The sequence below is a fragment of the Flavobacterium sp. genome (genome assembly GCF_034111225.1).
Classification (GTDB): Bacteria; Bacteroidota; Bacteroidia; order Flavobacteriales; family Flavobacteriaceae; genus Flavobacterium.
This window is the reverse complement of the sequence record NZ_JAWUXR010000005.1, coordinates 40,058-55,862: the sequence shown is the minus strand read 5'-3', so window position 1 is coordinate 55,862 and position 15,805 is coordinate 40,058. Positions and strand designations below refer to the sequence as shown.

The window sequence follows — 15,805 nt, the reverse complement described above, 5'->3', positions numbered from 1 at the left end:
ATGAAAAAAATAAAACTAATTTTTGGTCTTGCTATTGCTGCTTCTATTGTAAGCTGTGTTAATAGTGATGACTACGGAACTCCTGACTTATCAGATAATTGTACAGATTTAACTATAACTAAAACCGTACAAGACATTACAAGCACATCAACTTCAGTTTACCAACAATATATGGGTGACGATGTAATTGAAGCATATGTAACTTCAAGTGATGAAGGTGGTAATTTTTATAAATCAATTTCATTTATATCTGTTGATGGATTAGTAGGTTTTAGTATGCCTATTGATGCTTATAACATGTACACAAAATATGAACCGGGAAGAAAAGTATTTGTTAACATGAAAGACAGATATTTTGTTACTGAAAATAGTTCAACTGTAATTGGTTCATTATATGATAATGATACTCCAGCAGATCCTTCAGATGATGAAGTAGGAAGAATTTCTAGTGTTGAATATGAATCAATAATTACTCGTTCATGTACAAAGGTAAATGAAGACGATATTGTTAAAAATTTGACTATTACTCAAGCAAAAAATAATGCAAATTTAAATATGCTTATTGAGTTTGATGCTGTTCAATTTACAGATGCCTCTTTAGGTAAAATGTATTTTGACGAGTCTGTTAACAATCTTGGTGGAGCAACAAATCATGAAATTACTGATGAGTTTGGAAACAAAATCATTGTAAGAGTTAGTGAGTATGCAACTTTTGCATCAGGAAATGTACCTAGCGAAAGTGGTAAGATTAGAGGTGTTTTGACAAAGTTTGGAAGTGATTATCAGTTTATGGTGAGAACATTAAATGATATCAATTTAACTGATACTAGAATGGTTATTGACTTTTACCCTCCTTTAGTAGGTGGAAGTATTGTTTATAACGGTACTTTGAATGAGCCTTTTACTTCTTATACAACAACAAACCAACAAAATTTCCCTGCATATATTAACGATGCAGCAATAGGAAGTAGATATTGGCAAAGAAAAGCATTTGGTGGTAATACTTATATTCAAATGTCTTCATTTGGAGGAACTGCTGAGGCTAACAGATCTTTATTTATTGTCCCAGCAAATATGACTGCTGCTAATACAATGTCATTTAAAACTAAAGCTGGTTTTCATAATGGTAATGTTTTAAAAGTTTATTATACAACTAATTATGTTCCAGGAAGTCAAATTACTAGTGCAACATTAGTAGATATTACATCAAGCTTTACTATTTCTCCAGGGTTACCTTCAGGTTATCCAACAACATTTACAAATAGTGGAGTGTATAATATTCCTGTTGGAGTTACTGGAAACGGATTCTTCGTATTTGAATATGTTGGAAACGGTTCAGGTGGACCAACAACTACAATGCAAATTGATGATATAGTTATAAATTAATTATAACATAATTTATATTTTAAAAACGTCCTGCAATGCAGGACGTTTTTTTTATACAAATAGTCATACCTTTGTAATAGAAATAGAAAGACAATGTTAGAAAAAATAGAGCACAACTTTGAAAAAACAGTTATTATAGGAATTGTTACTCAAAACCAAGATGAAGAAAAGTTAAAAGAATATCTAGATGAACTAGAGTTTTTAACTTACACGGCTGGTGGAGAAGTAGTAAAACGCTTTTCTCAAAAAATGGAAAAACCAAATCCTAAAACCTTTGTAGGAACTGGTAAAATTGAAGAGATAAACTATTATGTAATAGATAATAATATTTCTACAGTCATATTTGATGATGAACTTACGCCTTCTCAGCAAAAGAATATTTCTAAAATTATCGATTGTAAAATATTAGACAGAACACATCTTATACTGGATATTTTTGCACAGCGTGCCGAGACTTCGTATGCTAGAACACAAGTTGAACTAGCACAATGTCAGTATTTACTTCCTAGGTTATCTGGAATGTGGACGCATCTTGAGCGCCAAAAAGGTGGTATTGGAATGCGTGGGCCTGGAGAAACAGAAATTGAAACCGATAGACGTATAGTAAGAGATAGAATAGCGCTCTTAAAAGACAAAATAAAAGCAATTGATAAACAAATGGCAACTCAACGCGGTAATCGTGGTTCAATGGTAAGAGTTGCTCTTGTAGGTTATACCAATGTTGGTAAATCAACATTAATGAATGCTATAGGAAAAAGTGATGTTTTTGTAGAGAATAAACTATTTGCCACATTAGACACCACTGTACGAAAAACAGTTATTAGAAATTTACCCTTTCTTTTAAGCGACACGGTTGGTTTTATTAGAAAGCTACCAACACAACTAGTTGATTCGTTTAAAAGCACCTTAGACGAGGTTAGAGAGGCTGATTTATTACTTCATGTGGTTGATATTTCTCATCCAGAGTTTGAAGATCATATAGCCTCAGTAAATGCGACATTAAAGGAGATTAAAGCTGACGACAAACCAATAATAATGGTTTTTAATAAAATTGACGCATACAAACCTGTGTTTTTAGCTGAAGATGATTTAATGACCGATAGAGAACCTAAACATTATTCACTTGAGGAATGGAAAAACACTTGGATGCATAATGTAGGTGAAGATAATGCCTTATTTATTTCGGCAACCAATAAAGAAAATTTTGAGGTGTTTAAAGAAAAAGTTTATGATGCAGTGAGAGATATTCACATTGCACGTTTTCCTTATAACAACTTCTTATATCCAGAATATAAGGACACACTTGAAGAGTTAGAAGAAGAATAAAAAGAATTAAAAAAAGACCTCAATTGAGGTCTTTTTTTAATATATAATATATTAAAATTAAAAACTATAATTAAGTCCTAGACCAAAAACCTCTCTAATTTGGAATGCTCCAATAGCGTTATCATCATAAATAGCTTGGAAAGAAACATTAGCAGAAAGATACTTATTAATTTTCATTACTAAATTCATTTGATAATCAATATCTACATTTCCAGGTTTGTCTAAATAATTAGAATATAAGTTCGCTATGTTTTCCATAGTTACATTTTCCATAATAGAAAACTTATAATATGCATTTAAAGCTGCACCAAATTCAAATCTAGAAGAATCTCCTTGTTCAACTCCAAAAGCAGAACCAAACTCTGTAAAATGTTTATGAACAAAAATTAAACGTGAAGTTGCAGGAGCAATATTTATTTTTAAATTATCACTTTTCTTCCATAACATACCAGGACCAGCCTGTAAGTATGCTGGAGAAAAGAAATGAGAAATTTTTACAGTTTGAGTAGCTGGATCAAAACCAGAATCCATTTGTGTTTTGAAGTTTAAAAAACCAGAATAAAACCAATAACCTTTTGCTTTTTTACCTAATAGAGATGTAAATTCAATTCGGTCATCTGATTTTGTCATGTCTTGATCTTTTAACTTAGTAAGACCATAAGCAATGATGATTTTGTTATCCCAAATAAAATTTTGTGTTTTATAATTGAAATCATAATTGATTCCAATATTTCCAGCCATGTTAGACGTTCCACCACCTAACCATTCATTATTAAAAGCAGATTGATTGAAAAGAAAAACAAAGTTTCCTCCTCTTTTCCAGCCTATATTTGTAGTGTCTTTTACTTTTTCTTCTGCTCCAGAAGTTACATTAATTAATTCACCTTCTGCTGTTTGAGCAAAGATACTTGTTGATACAAATAAAAATGCAAGTACTAATTTTTTCATCTTTTTGTTTTAAAATTTTAAAACGCAAAAGTACTCATAATGAATAAAAATTCAAAATAAGGGGCAGCTTCAAAGGCTATTTTCTTTTAAAAAGAGGTACAGCAGAACAGGCTTCACCAAACATTATACTCTTTGCAAATGGAATTAATTTTTGGGTAGCTAAAACATATATTTCTTGCGGAACAGGTTTGGCTGAACAACCTTTTAAAATAACTGGAACGTTATTGTAAATAGAAAAATCGAGGGATTGTAGTTTGTTTGAATAAATTGAAACAATCATATCTTTAACAGTTCCTTGAATTGAAGCAATTGAATTTGCGAATAGATAAGATGAAACTAATGCAAAAGTCCAAGCTGGCAAAATAGCATCAGTACCGCAATATATTGCAACATATTTATTTTCAAACTGTTCCCAATTAAAGCTTTTTAATTGCTCTCTAAAATCTTTTTCCTTTAGAATAAATCCTTCAAATAAAAACTGAGAAATATCTAAACTACGCACTTCTTCTTTTGGAAAATAATCTTCCAAATCAAAAACTACAAGTTTACTATTTGCTACTTTGTTTTCTATTTCATCCATGTATTCCTAAAAATTAAAGCATGCCTAATTCAAGCTTTGCTTCTTCACTCATTAAATCTTTTGTCCATGGTGGGTCAAATGTAATTTCAACTTCACAAGATTTTACTGGGTCTAATGATTTTACTTTTTCTTCTACTTCCAACGGCAATGTTTCTGCAACCGGACAGTTTGGTGAAGTAAGCGTCATTAAAACCTTTACATCATTATCTTCGTTAATCATTACATCATAAATTAACCCTAATTCGTAGATGTCTACAGGGATTTCTGGATCGTAAATACTTTTTAAAACTTTTACTACGCTTTCTCCTAAATTGACTGTATCGTTGAACTCTTCCATTTTATATTTAATTATTGCTTAGCTTGAAAAGCCAAAGCATACATTTTTATTTTTTTTATCATAGACACCAATCCGTTTGCACGAGTTGGCGACAAGTGTTCTTTTAAACCAATTTCATCTATAAAATCAGTGTTTGCATCTAAAATAGCCTGTGGCGATTGGTTTGAAAAAACACGAATTAAAATTGCAATTATTCCTTTTGTTAAAATTGCATCACTATCTGCTGTGAAAACAATTTTTCCGTCATTTTCTTCACCATTTACCCAAACTTTAGATTGACATCCTTTAATAATATTATCTTCTATTTTGAACTCTTCATTAATTAATGGTAATGTTTTTCCGAGTTCAATAATGTATTCATAGCGTTCCATCCAATCATCAAACATCGAAAACTCATCAACTATTTCTTCTTGTATTTCTTTTATTAACATATTATTATTTCGTTCCTAATTCTACAATTTTATTAACAAGCTGTTCAATTTCTTTTGGAGGGAAACCGCCGTCAAAACCATTTGCTGGATATTCTACTCCATTATTAACAAATGTTATATTGGCATGAGCTGCTCCATCATAAAAACGCTTTTCAGTAGGCCATTTCAAGCCTTTAACTGTATTTAAATCTACGGCTAAGGCTAACTTAGAAATTTCTTCCCAATCTTTATCTGAGATTTCATTTACAGTTTTAAAATCATTTGCTTCTCTATCACTTGAAACATATATTTTTTTATTTTCTACTTTTAATTTTATAAAGTAACCTCTTGAATTAGCTTCATAAATCATTGTTGGAACTTTTGATTCTTGATTCATTTTAGAACTGTTTTCGTTTAGCGCAACCAAATCTGATTTATCTGTTGTCGCTTTTTGACAATTACAACTCGTTATTGTAATTAAAATGGCTGTTATAAATGTAAATAGTTTCATGTTTTAGATTTTTAAGATAACATCATGTTTGCTTTTTTAACCGCTTCTACAAATATATCAATTTCTTCTTTGGTATTATAAAAAGCAAAACTTGCTCTTATGGTTCCTGGAATGTTGAAATAACTCATAATAGGTTGTGCACAATGATGGCCAGTTCTAACCGCTATACCTAATTTATCGATAATCGTGCCAATGTCATAAGGATGAATTCCTTCAATATTAAATGAAATTACCGACGCTTTATTTATACCCGTTCCATAAATTTTTAAACCTTCAATTTCCAATAATCTCTTGGTTCCATAGTCCAATAATTCTTGTTCATATTTGGCAATAGCATCGAAACCAATAGTATTCATATAATCAATTGCTGTTCCTAATACAATTCCTGCAGCGATATTTGGAGTTCCTGCTTCAAATTTATGAGGTAATTCAGCATAAGTAGTTTTCTCAAAACTCACTTCTTTAATCATTTCTCCACCACCGATAAATGGCGGCAACTTATTAAGCCAAGCCTCTTTTCCATAAAGAATTCCAACCCCAGTAGGTCCGCAAACTTTATGGCCAGAAAACACATAAAAATCACAATCTAAATCTTGAACATCTGGACGTAAATGTGGTGTTGCTTGAGCTCCATCAATTAAAACTGCTGATCCTACTCCATGCGCTTTTTCTATAATATATTCAATAGGATTTACTGTTCCTAGTGCATTTGAGATCTGATTAACAGCAACAATTTTTGTTTTAGCTGAAAGTAATTTATCAAAATCAGACATTACCAATTCTCCATCATCATTCATTGGAATAACCACTAACTTTGCTCCTGTTTTTTCACACAAAAATTGCCAAGGCACAATATTACTATGGTGCTCTAATGCAGAAACCATAACCTCATCATCTGGCTTTAATAAACTTGCAAAACCATTAGTAACTAAATTGATTCCAAAAGTAGTTCCCGATGTAAAAATAATTTCGTGATTGTGTTTTGCATTTAAATGTGCTTGTATTGTATTTCTTGAAGCCTCATAAGCATCCGTAGCCAATTGGCTTAGTGTATGGACTCCACGATGAATATTGGCGTTAATTTCACTATAGTATTTAGAAATAGCATCGATGACCACTTGTGGTTTTTGAGATGTAGCTCCATTATCAAAATATACCAACGGTTTTCCGTTCACTTTTTGTGAAAGAATAGGAAAATCGGCTCTTATTTTTTGAACATCAAACATGATAAAATTATTTGGATACAAATTTACAATTTGATTATTTAAAATTGGAATAAATAAAAGTTAAAATCAACAGGAAATAAGCTCAAAAAAATAAATTACATTTTTTTACAATACATTGGAATAAAATGTATATTTGTAAAATGTATAGCAAAGAACTAACCAAAGGAACATTATTACCAATCATTTTAAAGTTGATAAGTGAAAACGACAAAATGTATGGCTATGAAATTACGCAAAGAGTAAAAGAACTCACCAAAGGAAAGATTGACATTTCCGAAGGCGCACTATATCCTATTCTTCATAAACTGGAAGCGGATGGTATATTAGAAACTGAAAAAATTTATTTTGGAAAACGTGTTAGGAAATATTATCAAATTACTACCTCAGGGAAACTTGCAATTGTAGAGATGACCGCAGAACTTAACGATTTCATTAACACATTGAGTCTTATTTTTAATGCTAAAACAGTTACATCATGATAATTACAGATAGAAATATAGAATACATTGAAACTACTTTGTCTTTTTATGGAATAACAAATGATATTTTAAAAGAAGATTTGTTAGACCATATTTGTACGCATATAGAAAATTCTACTCACGAAACTTTTGAATTGGCTTTTAAAGAAGCAATTGAAAAGCTTGGCGGATATGCTACTATGCAAATTATTCAAAAAGAAAAGGATGAGAAAAAATTAATACAATCTTTCCTAGCAAGAAAACGAGCTTTTTACATAGTTTCTTCTTTTAACATAATGATTTTAGCTTTAGGTTTTTTATTCAAACTTAACCAATGGCCTTATTCAAGTATATTGTTAGCCACTGGATTTGCTATTTTAATATTCATAACGATTCCATTCGCAACCTATAACAAATACAAACGCTCTTATCAAAAAACAATCTTAACAAATAGATAATCATGACAAAATCATTTTATATTCTAGGTTTTTTAACCTCATTTATATTGGGAATTGTCGCAATGTTTGAATTTCTTCATTGGCCTTATAGAGGAATGATTGTGTTTGCAGGTTTTCTGCTTTTAAACTTCGGGTTGATACCAACTTACTTTTATCAGAAATATAAAACTACAAAAGCATGCTTAGATTAACGATAATTAGTGTACTATTTATAAGTTCGTTTGTAACTTTTGGGCAAGATATTAATTCGAAAGTTGATTCTATTTTACAGAAATACGAGCAACAAAATGCACCTGGATTAGGAATTGGAATAATAAAAGAGGGTAAAATAATTTATTCGAAAGGCATTGGGTTAGCCACTTTAGAATACAATATAAAAAATTCAGACTCTACAGTATTTAGCATTGCCTCTATTGCAAAACAATTTACTGCAGCTTGCGCTTGGGTACTGATAAAAGACAACAAATTAAGTTTAGATGATGATATTAGAACTTTTCTTCCTGAATTACCAGAAAAAAAAGATATAATTAAGATTAGACACTTACTTAATCACACAAGTGGTTTTAGAGATTACAATTCCTCTATGTATTTAGCTGGTTTTGATTACGACAAGGAATATTATGATAATCAAACGGTATATGATATTGCGTGTAAGCAGAAAAACATGACCAACCTTCCTGGCGAAAAAGTACTTTATGGAAACACTTCTTACAATTTACTTACGTTAATTATTGAAAGAATTTCCAATAAAAATTTACACGAATTCGCAAAGGAAAAGCTATTTATTCCTTTAGGAATGCACAATACTTTAGTTCGAATAGAAAACAATTCAATTATTAAAAACAAAGCTGTTGGGTATCAAAAAACAAAAGACAGCTACATTCAATTACCAAGAACACAAATAAGTTATGGCGCTGGAAGTATGGGCTCAACTATAAAGGACATGGCACTGTGGATAAATATGGTAAATGAAGATAATCCAGAGTTTATTGAATTATCACACTTTCTAACAACTTTAGAAACACTTCCGTCTGGCGAAAAAGCAAAATATGCACGCGGTGTAATGGTTGATGACTATAAAGGATTAAAAACTGTTAGTCATAGTGGATATGGTTGGGGAGGTCAATCACAATTAATAACAATTCCAGAAAAAAAATTAGGCGTAATACTAATGACTAATTTAGAATCTATTAATCCAACTCCTATTTCTTACGATATATTAGATCTTTTTATTCCTAAAACAGAAGCGAAAAAAGAAATAGCAACCAAGAAGTTTAAAACTAGACCAAAAGATATTAAATCATTTGCTGGGCAATACAAAGAAATTAACAGTGATATGAAAATGGAAATTCTAGTTGAAAATGACACTTTAAAATCTAAAGGAGCAAGAGCTAAAAACCCAATTGCTTTGAAAGGATTTGAAAAGAATAAATTCCACAGGATAAATAGTGAAAATGTTAAGTATGATTTTACTAAAAACGAAAAGCATGATTTAGTTATCACTTTTGGAGGCACACCTTTTTATTTTAAAAGAGCCGTTTTTGTTGCTTCAGAAACAGTTTACACAAAAGAATTTGTTGGAAAATTTTACTCAAACGAATTGGATGTTACCTACAACTTCTACGAAAAAGAAGGAACCTTGTATTTGTCTTACAGAAATCATGAAAATGTACCTTTATCTACAGTTCAAAAAGATGAATTCGGGAATAACGATAGAACATTATACCATTTTACTCGAAATGATAAAAATCAAATTTCAAGTATGTTATTATCGTGTGATGGTTCTGTAAAAGAAATAGGGTTTGTTAAAAACTAAAATTTTGATCCAGCTCCTCCGCCACTAAAACCACCGCCACCAAAAGGCATATCGCTTTGGTTTGGTGCAGGAGCATTTGGAACTTGAGTAGAAATAATTAATGCTTGCGCATTTTTTAACAAACTAGAATCTGAACCTCTGTAAGCTTTAAAAGTCAATCCGGTTTCACGAAACTGTAAGCGTTTAATGCTTAAATAAGCTACAATAAACAAAACAATTCCTCCAATTACCAACGCAACTTCTATAGGCAATAATTGATGGTAATATCGAATCGTAAATATGGAATAAGCAAAAGTTAAAATTCCAACAAAAAGAATGATTCTATCTTTTTTAAATAATGAATAGCCGATATAAAAAGCAGGAATTATAAAAGTTGTTGCATAAAAAATAAAAGCCAATGGAATATCTTTTCCAGGCAAAACCTCAACGTTTAGTAACGATTCAGATAATTCTCTAACTACCATATAATTTAATGAAAAATAACCCAATACAAGGCTAAATACTTTTAGATTTTGAAATGCAAATTCGTAAAAATAAAAATCATCAATTGAATTTAGTTTTAAATAAATTATATACAATAAAATAGCAATACTAAAAGCAATAAAAGGCAATAATGCTTTTGGGATAACCGAATGTTCTGTAATTACCAAGAAAGTAAATGCCATTAAACCAATACAACATACAAACATAGAAAGTGCATTTACATATCTTAAGCAAAAAATTGCTCCAAAAATAAACATAGTTAAGCAAACCATTAATGAAGATTCGAAAGACAAGCCAACGCCTAAATAAAGAGCGAATTGTGAACAAACAATAAACGCATCGTCTAATCCGTGTTTAAAGTAGTTTTTACGTACTAAAATTTCAAGTACAATTATTCCAACACCAAAATAAAAAAAAGGCATAATTTCATAATTTGAACTTAATAAAGGCATAAACAGTAATGAAACAGAACCTATAATTGAAGAAAACAAAAAACAACCTAATAAGAAAAAACCAAATCGAATTAACAGATTAGAGTTTGTATCCAAAGAAACCAACTTAGAAGTAATTTCGTTAAATTGTTCTTTAGAAATAAACTTTTCCTCATACAATGATTTTGCATTTGAAACCATTGCTTCATTTTCTAATAAGTCTTTATGATATGCTAGCATGTTTCTCTTTATTAAATTTCTTAACCAAACTTATGAACAATACAATACTTCCAATAATATAAAAAGGCGAAAACATTATTAAAAACTCAAATAGAGATGAATTATCGATGAACTTTATCAAAAGTGTATTAAACCCAATGAATCCGTATAAAAACGTAAAAACAAAAAATGAAGTTGCAAAATAAGTATAACTGAGTTTATAAAAATAGTAAATAAAACCTATAAATACAGGTAAGAACAAATACCATTGCTCTTGAAACAAACCAGATAAACAGCATATACCAATTAAGTGTTGGGCAAATGTGTAAAACACAAAATGAAAATGCTTTTTAAGTCCGTCTTTTTCTGAATAAATTGTCCAAACGACAAGTAAAACACCTAATGCAATTCCTGAAAACAATAATATAGGATTTGACATAAACTCATTTTCAAAAACCTTTTGTGGGGTTAATGTAATGCCTATAAAAGTAGTAAGTGCAGTTAAAGCTATTGACAAAACCATTCTGCTGTCAAAATAATACGCAATTACAAAGCAAATTAGAGCCGAAGAAAGAGAAACCCATTTGTAATCCAATCCAAAAACAGCATATTGAAATTGGATATAACCTAAAAAAACACAAGTCAAAATACTACCGGTTAAAATCACATAGTCGTAAATCGGATTCTTAAATTTGGTTTCTAGTTTACTAAATAATGGTGCGTTTTTAAAACTGAAATAAAAGCACAAAACTGTCAATAGTAGAACAAATGCTAAAATTGCAATGTGGCCAATGCTATCAATATTTTGATAGACTAAAACCCCTATTCCAGAAGTAAAAAGCAAAACCGAAGCATACATTAAGAACAATAACTCGGTATTTAAAGAAAAAATATTCTTTGCTTTATATTCTTTAAAGTCGTCAAATTGTTCTTTGGAAATAAAATCTTTCTCAAATAATTTTGAAGTTAGGAAACTGGGTTTATCTATCATAAAACGAAAGTATTATGCTCAAAAATACTAAAAGTTTATGGATTATGTTTTTAAAAACAAAAAACCGCTCAAAAAGCGGTTTTTATATTTTTATGTAACTTAACTATTACAAATCGAAACCAAGGTTTACGCCTAATTTGGTTGCAATAATTTTTGTAATACGTTGTTTAAGTTCCGGTATTTTAATACTTTCAATTACTTCATTTGAAAAAGCGTACATTAGTAATGCACGTGCTTCTTTTTTAGGAATTCCACGTTGTTGCATATAAAACATTGCGCTTTCATCTAACTGACCAATTGTACATCCGTGCGAACATTTAACATCATCAGCAAAAATTTCCAATTGAGGTTTTGCATTAATAGATGCTTTGTCACTTAAAAGAATATTGTTGTTTTGCTGAAAAGCGTTTGTTTTTTGCGCTTCTCTTTCTACATAGATTTTTCCATTAAAAACCCCTGTAGAACTGTCGCTTAAAATAGTTTTATAGTTTTGGTGACTTTCGCAATTTGGTGTTGCGTGTTGCACTAATGTATGATGATCCACATGTTGCTTGTCGCCAATAATAGTAATTCCTTTTAATGTAGAATCTATTCGTTCACCTTGATGGTAGAAATTTAAATTATTACGCGTAATATTTCCACCAAATGAAAAAGTATGTACCGCTACTCTACTTTCTTGCTTTTGAGCAATGTAAGTATTGTCTATTAAATTAGCAGTTTGCGCATCATTTTGAATTTTATAGTAATCTACAATCGCTCTTTTTTGAGCAAAAATCTCAGTTACCGAATTGGTTAAAACTGGATTGCTATTTAAACTTTGATGACGTTCAATAATTTGTACATGTGCATTTTCACCCACAATAACTAAATTTCTTGGTTGAACCATTAAAGCAGCTTCATTTCCTGTTGAAAAATAAATAATTTCAATTGGTTTTTCAACCACTTTACTTTTAGGAACGTTTATGTAAGCGCCTTCTTTTGCAAAAGCAGTATTTAATGTTGTTAAGCTTTCGTCTTTGCTTGCAATATTATTGAAATATTCATCAATAACCATCTTATATTTTGGCTTATTCAATGCCGATGACATTAAGCATACATCTAATCCATCATGCGTTGTTGAAGATAAGAAAGATGAAAAAATACCATCTACAAACACTACTTTATAAGTGTCTACATCGTGTAAAAAGTATTTTTTTACTGTTGCAAATTCAATTGCATTTTCTTTTTTGGGGAAAACTGAAAAATCATTCTTTAAAATTGCATTTAAAGAAGTGTATTTCCAAGCTTCTTCTTTTTTAGTAGGAAAACCTTTGTCTTCGAAGTTTTTTATAGCTGCAGATCGCACATCATGTAGCGATGAAGAAGTATCAATTTTTTCTTCAAATGCCATGAAAGACGATATCAATTTTTCTTTTAATTCCATTTTTTTTGACTTATTATCATTCTGATAAGCGGTAAATTTCTGAGTGAAATACCAACTTTTTCAAAAGGACAAATTTGTTTACTTCATCTCTGCTTTTATCCAATCGTAACCTCTTTCTTCAAGCTCAAGTGCTAATTCTTTTCCTCCTGATTTTACAATTTTTCCATCCATTAATACATGAACAAAATCTGGAACGATATATTCTAAAAGTCTTTGATAATGTGTAATTACTACAACTGCATTATCTTTACTTTTTAATTTATTAACTCCATTAGCAACAATTCTAAGCGCATCGATATCTAAACCAGAATCGGTTTCGTCTAAAATTGCAAGTTTTGGTTCTAACATTGCCATTTGAAAGATTTCGTTACGTTTTTTTTCTCCGCCCGAAAAACCTTCGTTTAACGAACGAGATAAAAATTTACGATCAATTTCAAGCAATTCAGCTTTTTCACGAATTAATTTCAGCATTTCATTAGCTGGCATATCGCCTAAACCTTTAGCTTTTCTGCTTTCGTTAATTGCTGTTTTGATGAAGTTAGTTACAGAAACACCTGGAATTTCAACTGGATATTGAAACGACAAGAATACACCTTTATGTGCTCTTTCTTCTGGAGCTAATTCAGATAAATCTTCTCCTTCTAATAAAATTTCTCCTTTTGAAACTTCATAGTATTCATTCCCTGCAACAATAGAAGCTAATGTTGATTTTCCGGCACCGTTTGGCCCCATAATCGCATGTACTTCTCCTGCTTTAACTTCAAGGTTGATTCCTTTTAATATTTCTTTATCTTCTACTGATGCGTGTAAATTCTTAATGCTTAACATTTTATGAATGTATTTGTTTTATAATTGACTATCCTACTGAACCTTCTAATGAGATTTCTAATAATTTTTGTGCTTCGACTGCAAATTCCATTGGTAACTTATTCAATACCTCTTTACTGAAACCATTTACAATTAATGCAATTGCTTTCTCTGTTGGTATTCCACGTTGGTTACAATAAAAAACTTGGTCTTCACCAATTTTTGAAGTTGTAGCTTCATGTTCAATTATTGCGGATGTGTTTTTACTTTCAATGTATGGAAAAGTATGTGCTCCACAATTGTTACCCATTAACAAAGAATCACATTGTGAAAAGTTTCTTGCATTTTCTGCTCTTGCAGAAATTTGCACTAATCCTCTATAACTGTTTTGAGATTTACCTGCAGAAATTCCTTTAGAAATAATGGTTGACCTAGTGTTTTTTCCTAAGTGAATCATTTTTGTTCCAGTATCTGCTTGTTGGTAATTATTAGTTACTGCAATTGAATAAAATTCTCCAATTGAATTATCTCCTTTTAATATACAAGATGGATATTTCCAAGTTACTGCTGAACCTGTTTCTACTTGTGTCCAAGAAATTTTTGCGTTTTTCTCGCACAATCCTCTTTTTGTTACAAAGTTAAAAACACCACCTTTACCTTCTTTACTTCCAGGGTACCAGTTTTGAACAGTTGAATATTTAATTTCAGCTCCGTCTAATGCAATTAATTCTACAACAGCAGCGTGTAATTGATTTTCATCACGACTTGGAGCGGTACATCCTTCTAAATAAGAAACATAACTGTCTTCATCAGCAATTAGTAATGTTCTTTCGAACTGACCCGTTCCTCCTTGGTTAATTCTAAAATAAGTAGAAAGTTCCATTGGGCAACGAACACCTTTTGGAATATAACAGAAACTTCCATCAGAGAAAACAGCAGAGTTTAAAGCTGCGTAAAAATTATCTTTTTGCGGGACAATTGTTCCTAAATATTTACGAACTAACTCTGGATGTTCTTTTATTGCTTCGGAAATACTCATGAAAATAATTCCTTTTTCTCCTAAGGTTTTTTTAAATGTAGTAGCTACAGAAACTGAATCGACCACAATATCCATTGCTACATTATTCATTTTCTTTTGTTCATCAACAGAAATTCCTAACTTTTTGTACATTTCTAAAAGCTCTGGGTCAACATCGTCCAACGTTTTATTTGGGTCAACCGCCTTAGGCGCAGAATAATAAGATATTGCCTGAAAATCTGGTTTTGTATAATGAACATTTGCCCATTCTGGCTCCACCATTTCTTTCCAAATTTTAAAAGATTCAAGCCTCCATTCTGTCATCCATTCTGGTTCTTCTTTCTTCAATGAAATGGCTCTTACTATTTCTTCATTTAAACCAATAGGGAAAGTCTCAGACTCTAATTCAGTATAAAATCCGTATTCGTATTCTTTATTTTCTAATTCGACTTTTAAGTCGTCTTCGGTATATTTTGACATTTCTTTGTTTTAAAGTGAAAAACTTTCTCCACAACCACAAGTTCTTTGTGCGTTTGGATTATTAAATACAAATCCTTTTCCATTTAATCCTCCAGAAAACTCTAAAATAGTTCCTGCCAGATAAAGAAAACTTTTCTTTTCAACTGCAATTATAACTCCATTATCTTCAAAAATCTTATCGTTCTCCCCTAACTCCTTGTCAAACTTTAAATCGTAAGACAAGCCTGAACAACCACCACTTTTTACGCCAACTCTAACGTAATCTTTAGTTGCATCAAAACCGTCATCTTGCATCATTGCAACGATTCTTTTACTTGCATCATCAGAAACTTTAATCATTTGTTATTTTGATTTTGTCTAAATTAACTGCAAATATAAGGTATAATATGCTTTTTTCCTCAAAGAATAACATTTTTATAACTTATGGCTCTATAGTTTTAGTTTATGCCTTTTTTCATTCGAAAATCATCAAAAAATTGTATTTTGCATCCAAATTT

Annotated in this window: 17 protein-coding genes; 5 read left to right on the top strand and 12 right to left on the bottom strand. The window is 30.7% G+C overall.

Annotation, left to right across the window (positions count from 1 at the left end; translation table 11 throughout):
• Positions 1–1,386: a DUF5689 domain-containing protein gene (locus tag UXY25_RS01700; protein WP_320814270.1), complete on the top strand. Its 1,386-nt coding sequence runs from the start codon at positions 1–3 to the stop codon at positions 1,384–1,386.
• Positions 1,387–1,479: 93 nt separating this feature from the next.
• Positions 1,480–2,712, top strand: coding sequence for a GTPase HflX (gene hflX, locus UXY25_RS01695; RefSeq protein WP_320814269.1), 1,233 nt, complete (start codon positions 1,480–1,482; stop codon positions 2,710–2,712).
• A gap of 57 nt (positions 2,713–2,769) precedes the next feature.
• On the opposite strand, the gene UXY25_RS01690 is transcribed toward hflX, so the two are convergent.
• The 6 genes from UXY25_RS01690 to UXY25_RS01665 form a co-directional block, all read right to left on the bottom strand.
• On the bottom strand, positions 2,770–3,660 hold the full coding sequence (locus UXY25_RS01690) for a DUF3078 domain-containing protein (protein ID WP_320814268.1): 891 nt from the start codon (positions 3,658–3,660) through the stop codon (positions 2,770–2,772).
• A gap of 76 nt (positions 3,661–3,736) precedes the next feature.
• A complete protein-coding gene (locus tag UXY25_RS01685) occupies positions 3,737–4,240 on the bottom strand; it encodes a DUF2480 family protein (protein WP_320814267.1) in 504 nt (167 codons plus the stop codon).
• Between the two features lie 13 nt (positions 4,241–4,253).
• Entirely contained in the window at positions 4,254–4,577 is a 324-nt protein-coding gene (locus UXY25_RS01680; RefSeq protein ID WP_320814266.1) for an SUF system Fe-S cluster assembly protein, read from the bottom strand.
• Between the two features lie 11 nt (positions 4,578–4,588).
• Complete coding sequence (locus tag UXY25_RS01675; RefSeq protein ID WP_320814265.1) at positions 4,589–5,008, bottom strand: SufE family protein; 420 nt, start codon at positions 5,006–5,008, stop codon at positions 4,589–4,591.
• 4 nt (positions 5,009–5,012) lie between these two features.
• Positions 5,013–5,498, bottom strand: coding sequence for a hypothetical protein (locus tag UXY25_RS01670; protein WP_320814264.1), 486 nt, complete (start codon positions 5,496–5,498; stop codon positions 5,013–5,015).
• Positions 5,499–5,509: 11 nt separating this feature from the next.
• Positions 5,510–6,724, bottom strand: coding sequence for a cysteine desulfurase (locus tag UXY25_RS01665; protein ID WP_320814263.1), 1,215 nt, complete (start codon positions 6,722–6,724; stop codon positions 5,510–5,512).
• A 140-nt stretch (positions 6,725–6,864) separates the two neighbouring features.
• Here UXY25_RS01665 and UXY25_RS01660 point away from each other — a divergent pair, with 140 nt between their 5' ends.
• From UXY25_RS01660 to UXY25_RS01650, 3 genes are all read left to right on the top strand, one after another.
• Positions 6,865–7,203, top strand: a complete 339-nt coding sequence (locus tag UXY25_RS01660; protein WP_320814262.1) for a PadR family transcriptional regulator — start codon at positions 6,865–6,867, stop codon at positions 7,201–7,203.
• Positions 7,200–7,640 carry a hypothetical protein gene (locus tag UXY25_RS01655; RefSeq protein ID WP_320814261.1) on the top strand — a complete coding sequence of 147 codons (441 nt, stop codon included), beginning with the start codon at positions 7,200–7,202 and terminating at the stop codon, positions 7,638–7,640. Before UXY25_RS01660 ends, UXY25_RS01655 begins: the two co-directional genes overlap by 4 nt.
• Before the next feature lie 178 nt (positions 7,641–7,818).
• On the top strand, positions 7,819–9,456 hold the full coding sequence (locus UXY25_RS01650) for a serine hydrolase domain-containing protein (RefSeq protein ID WP_320814260.1): 1,638 nt from the start codon (positions 7,819–7,821) through the stop codon (positions 9,454–9,456).
• Here UXY25_RS01650 and UXY25_RS01645 read toward each other — a convergent pair.
• The 6 genes from UXY25_RS01645 to UXY25_RS01620 all read right to left on the bottom strand — a co-directional run bounded on the left by UXY25_RS01645 (position 9,453) and on the right by UXY25_RS01620 (position 15,647).
• The gene (locus UXY25_RS01645) at positions 9,453–10,610 is read right to left on the bottom strand and encodes a hypothetical protein (RefSeq protein ID WP_320814259.1); all 1,158 of its coding nucleotides are present in this window, start codon (positions 10,608–10,610) and stop codon (positions 9,453–9,455) included. The two genes, UXY25_RS01650 and UXY25_RS01645, sit on opposite strands and share 4 nt — an antisense overlap.
• The gene (locus UXY25_RS01640; RefSeq protein ID WP_320814258.1) at positions 10,594–11,580 is read right to left on the bottom strand and encodes a DUF2157 domain-containing protein; all 987 of its coding nucleotides are present in this window, start codon (positions 11,578–11,580) and stop codon (positions 10,594–10,596) included. The genes UXY25_RS01645 and UXY25_RS01640 overlap by 17 nt, the downstream gene beginning before the upstream one ends.
• Positions 11,581–11,686: 106 nt before the next feature.
• Complete coding sequence (sufD, locus tag UXY25_RS01635; RefSeq protein WP_320814257.1) at positions 11,687–13,003, bottom strand: Fe-S cluster assembly protein SufD; 1,317 nt, start codon at positions 13,001–13,003, stop codon at positions 11,687–11,689.
• A 78-nt stretch (positions 13,004–13,081) separates the two neighbouring features.
• On the bottom strand, positions 13,082–13,831 hold the full coding sequence (gene sufC / locus UXY25_RS01630; protein WP_320814256.1) for a Fe-S cluster assembly ATPase SufC: 750 nt from the start codon (positions 13,829–13,831) through the stop codon (positions 13,082–13,084).
• Between the two features lie 28 nt (positions 13,832–13,859).
• On the bottom strand, positions 13,860–15,308 hold the full coding sequence (gene sufB, locus UXY25_RS01625; RefSeq protein WP_320814255.1) for a Fe-S cluster assembly protein SufB: 1,449 nt from the start codon (positions 15,306–15,308) through the stop codon (positions 13,860–13,862).
• A gap of 9 nt (positions 15,309–15,317) precedes the next feature.
• Positions 15,318–15,647: an iron-sulfur cluster assembly accessory protein gene (locus tag UXY25_RS01620; RefSeq protein WP_320814254.1), complete on the bottom strand. Its 330-nt coding sequence runs from the start codon at positions 15,645–15,647 to the stop codon at positions 15,318–15,320.
• Between the last annotated feature and the right edge of the window lie 158 nt (positions 15,648–15,805).

Bases quoted from the DNA above. Each gene is read 5' to 3' on its own strand.
- UXY25_RS01680 (WP_320814266.1), bottom strand. From the start codon at position 4,577: ATGGAAGAGTTCAACGATACAGTCAATTTAGGAGAAAGCGTAGTAAAA.
- UXY25_RS01670 (WP_320814264.1), bottom strand. From the start codon at position 5,498: ATGAAACTATTTACATTTATAACAGCCATTTTAATTACAATAACGAGT.
- UXY25_RS01640 (WP_320814258.1), bottom strand. From the start codon at position 11,580: ATGATAGATAAACCCAGTTTCCTAACTTCAAAATTATTTGAGAAAGAT.
- sufD (WP_320814257.1), bottom strand. From the start codon at position 13,003: ATGGAATTAAAAGAAAAATTGATATCGTCTTTCATGGCATTTGAAGAA.
- UXY25_RS01650 (WP_320814260.1), top strand. From the start codon at position 7,819: ATGCTTAGATTAACGATAATTAGTGTACTATTTATAAGTTCGTTTGTA.
- UXY25_RS01685 (WP_320814267.1), bottom strand. From the start codon at position 4,240: ATGGATGAAATAGAAAACAAAGTAGCAAATAGTAAACTTGTAGTTTTT.
- UXY25_RS01665 (WP_320814263.1), bottom strand. From the start codon at position 6,724: ATGTTTGATGTTCAAAAAATAAGAGCCGATTTTCCTATTCTTTCACAA.
- UXY25_RS01620 (WP_320814254.1), bottom strand. From the start codon at position 15,647: ATGATTAAAGTTTCTGATGATGCAAGTAAAAGAATCGTTGCAATGATG.
- UXY25_RS01660 (WP_320814262.1), top strand. From the start codon at position 6,865: ATGTATAGCAAAGAACTAACCAAAGGAACATTATTACCAATCATTTTA.
- UXY25_RS01655 (WP_320814261.1), top strand. From the start codon at position 7,200: ATGATAATTACAGATAGAAATATAGAATACATTGAAACTACTTTGTCT.
- UXY25_RS01690 (WP_320814268.1), bottom strand. From the start codon at position 3,660: ATGAAAAAATTAGTACTTGCATTTTTATTTGTATCAACAAGTATCTTT.
- hflX (WP_320814269.1), top strand. From the start codon at position 1,480: ATGTTAGAAAAAATAGAGCACAACTTTGAAAAAACAGTTATTATAGGA.
- UXY25_RS01700 (WP_320814270.1), top strand. From the start codon at position 1: ATGAAAAAAATAAAACTAATTTTTGGTCTTGCTATTGCTGCTTCTATT.
- sufB (WP_320814255.1), bottom strand. From the start codon at position 15,308: ATGTCAAAATATACCGAAGACGACTTAAAAGTCGAATTAGAAAATAAA.
- sufC (WP_320814256.1), bottom strand. From the start codon at position 13,831: ATGTTAAGCATTAAGAATTTACACGCATCAGTAGAAGATAAAGAAATA.
- UXY25_RS01675 (WP_320814265.1), bottom strand. From the start codon at position 5,008: ATGTTAATAAAAGAAATACAAGAAGAAATAGTTGATGAGTTTTCGATG.
- UXY25_RS01645 (WP_320814259.1), bottom strand. From the start codon at position 10,610: ATGCTAGCATATCATAAAGACTTATTAGAAAATGAAGCAATGGTTTCA.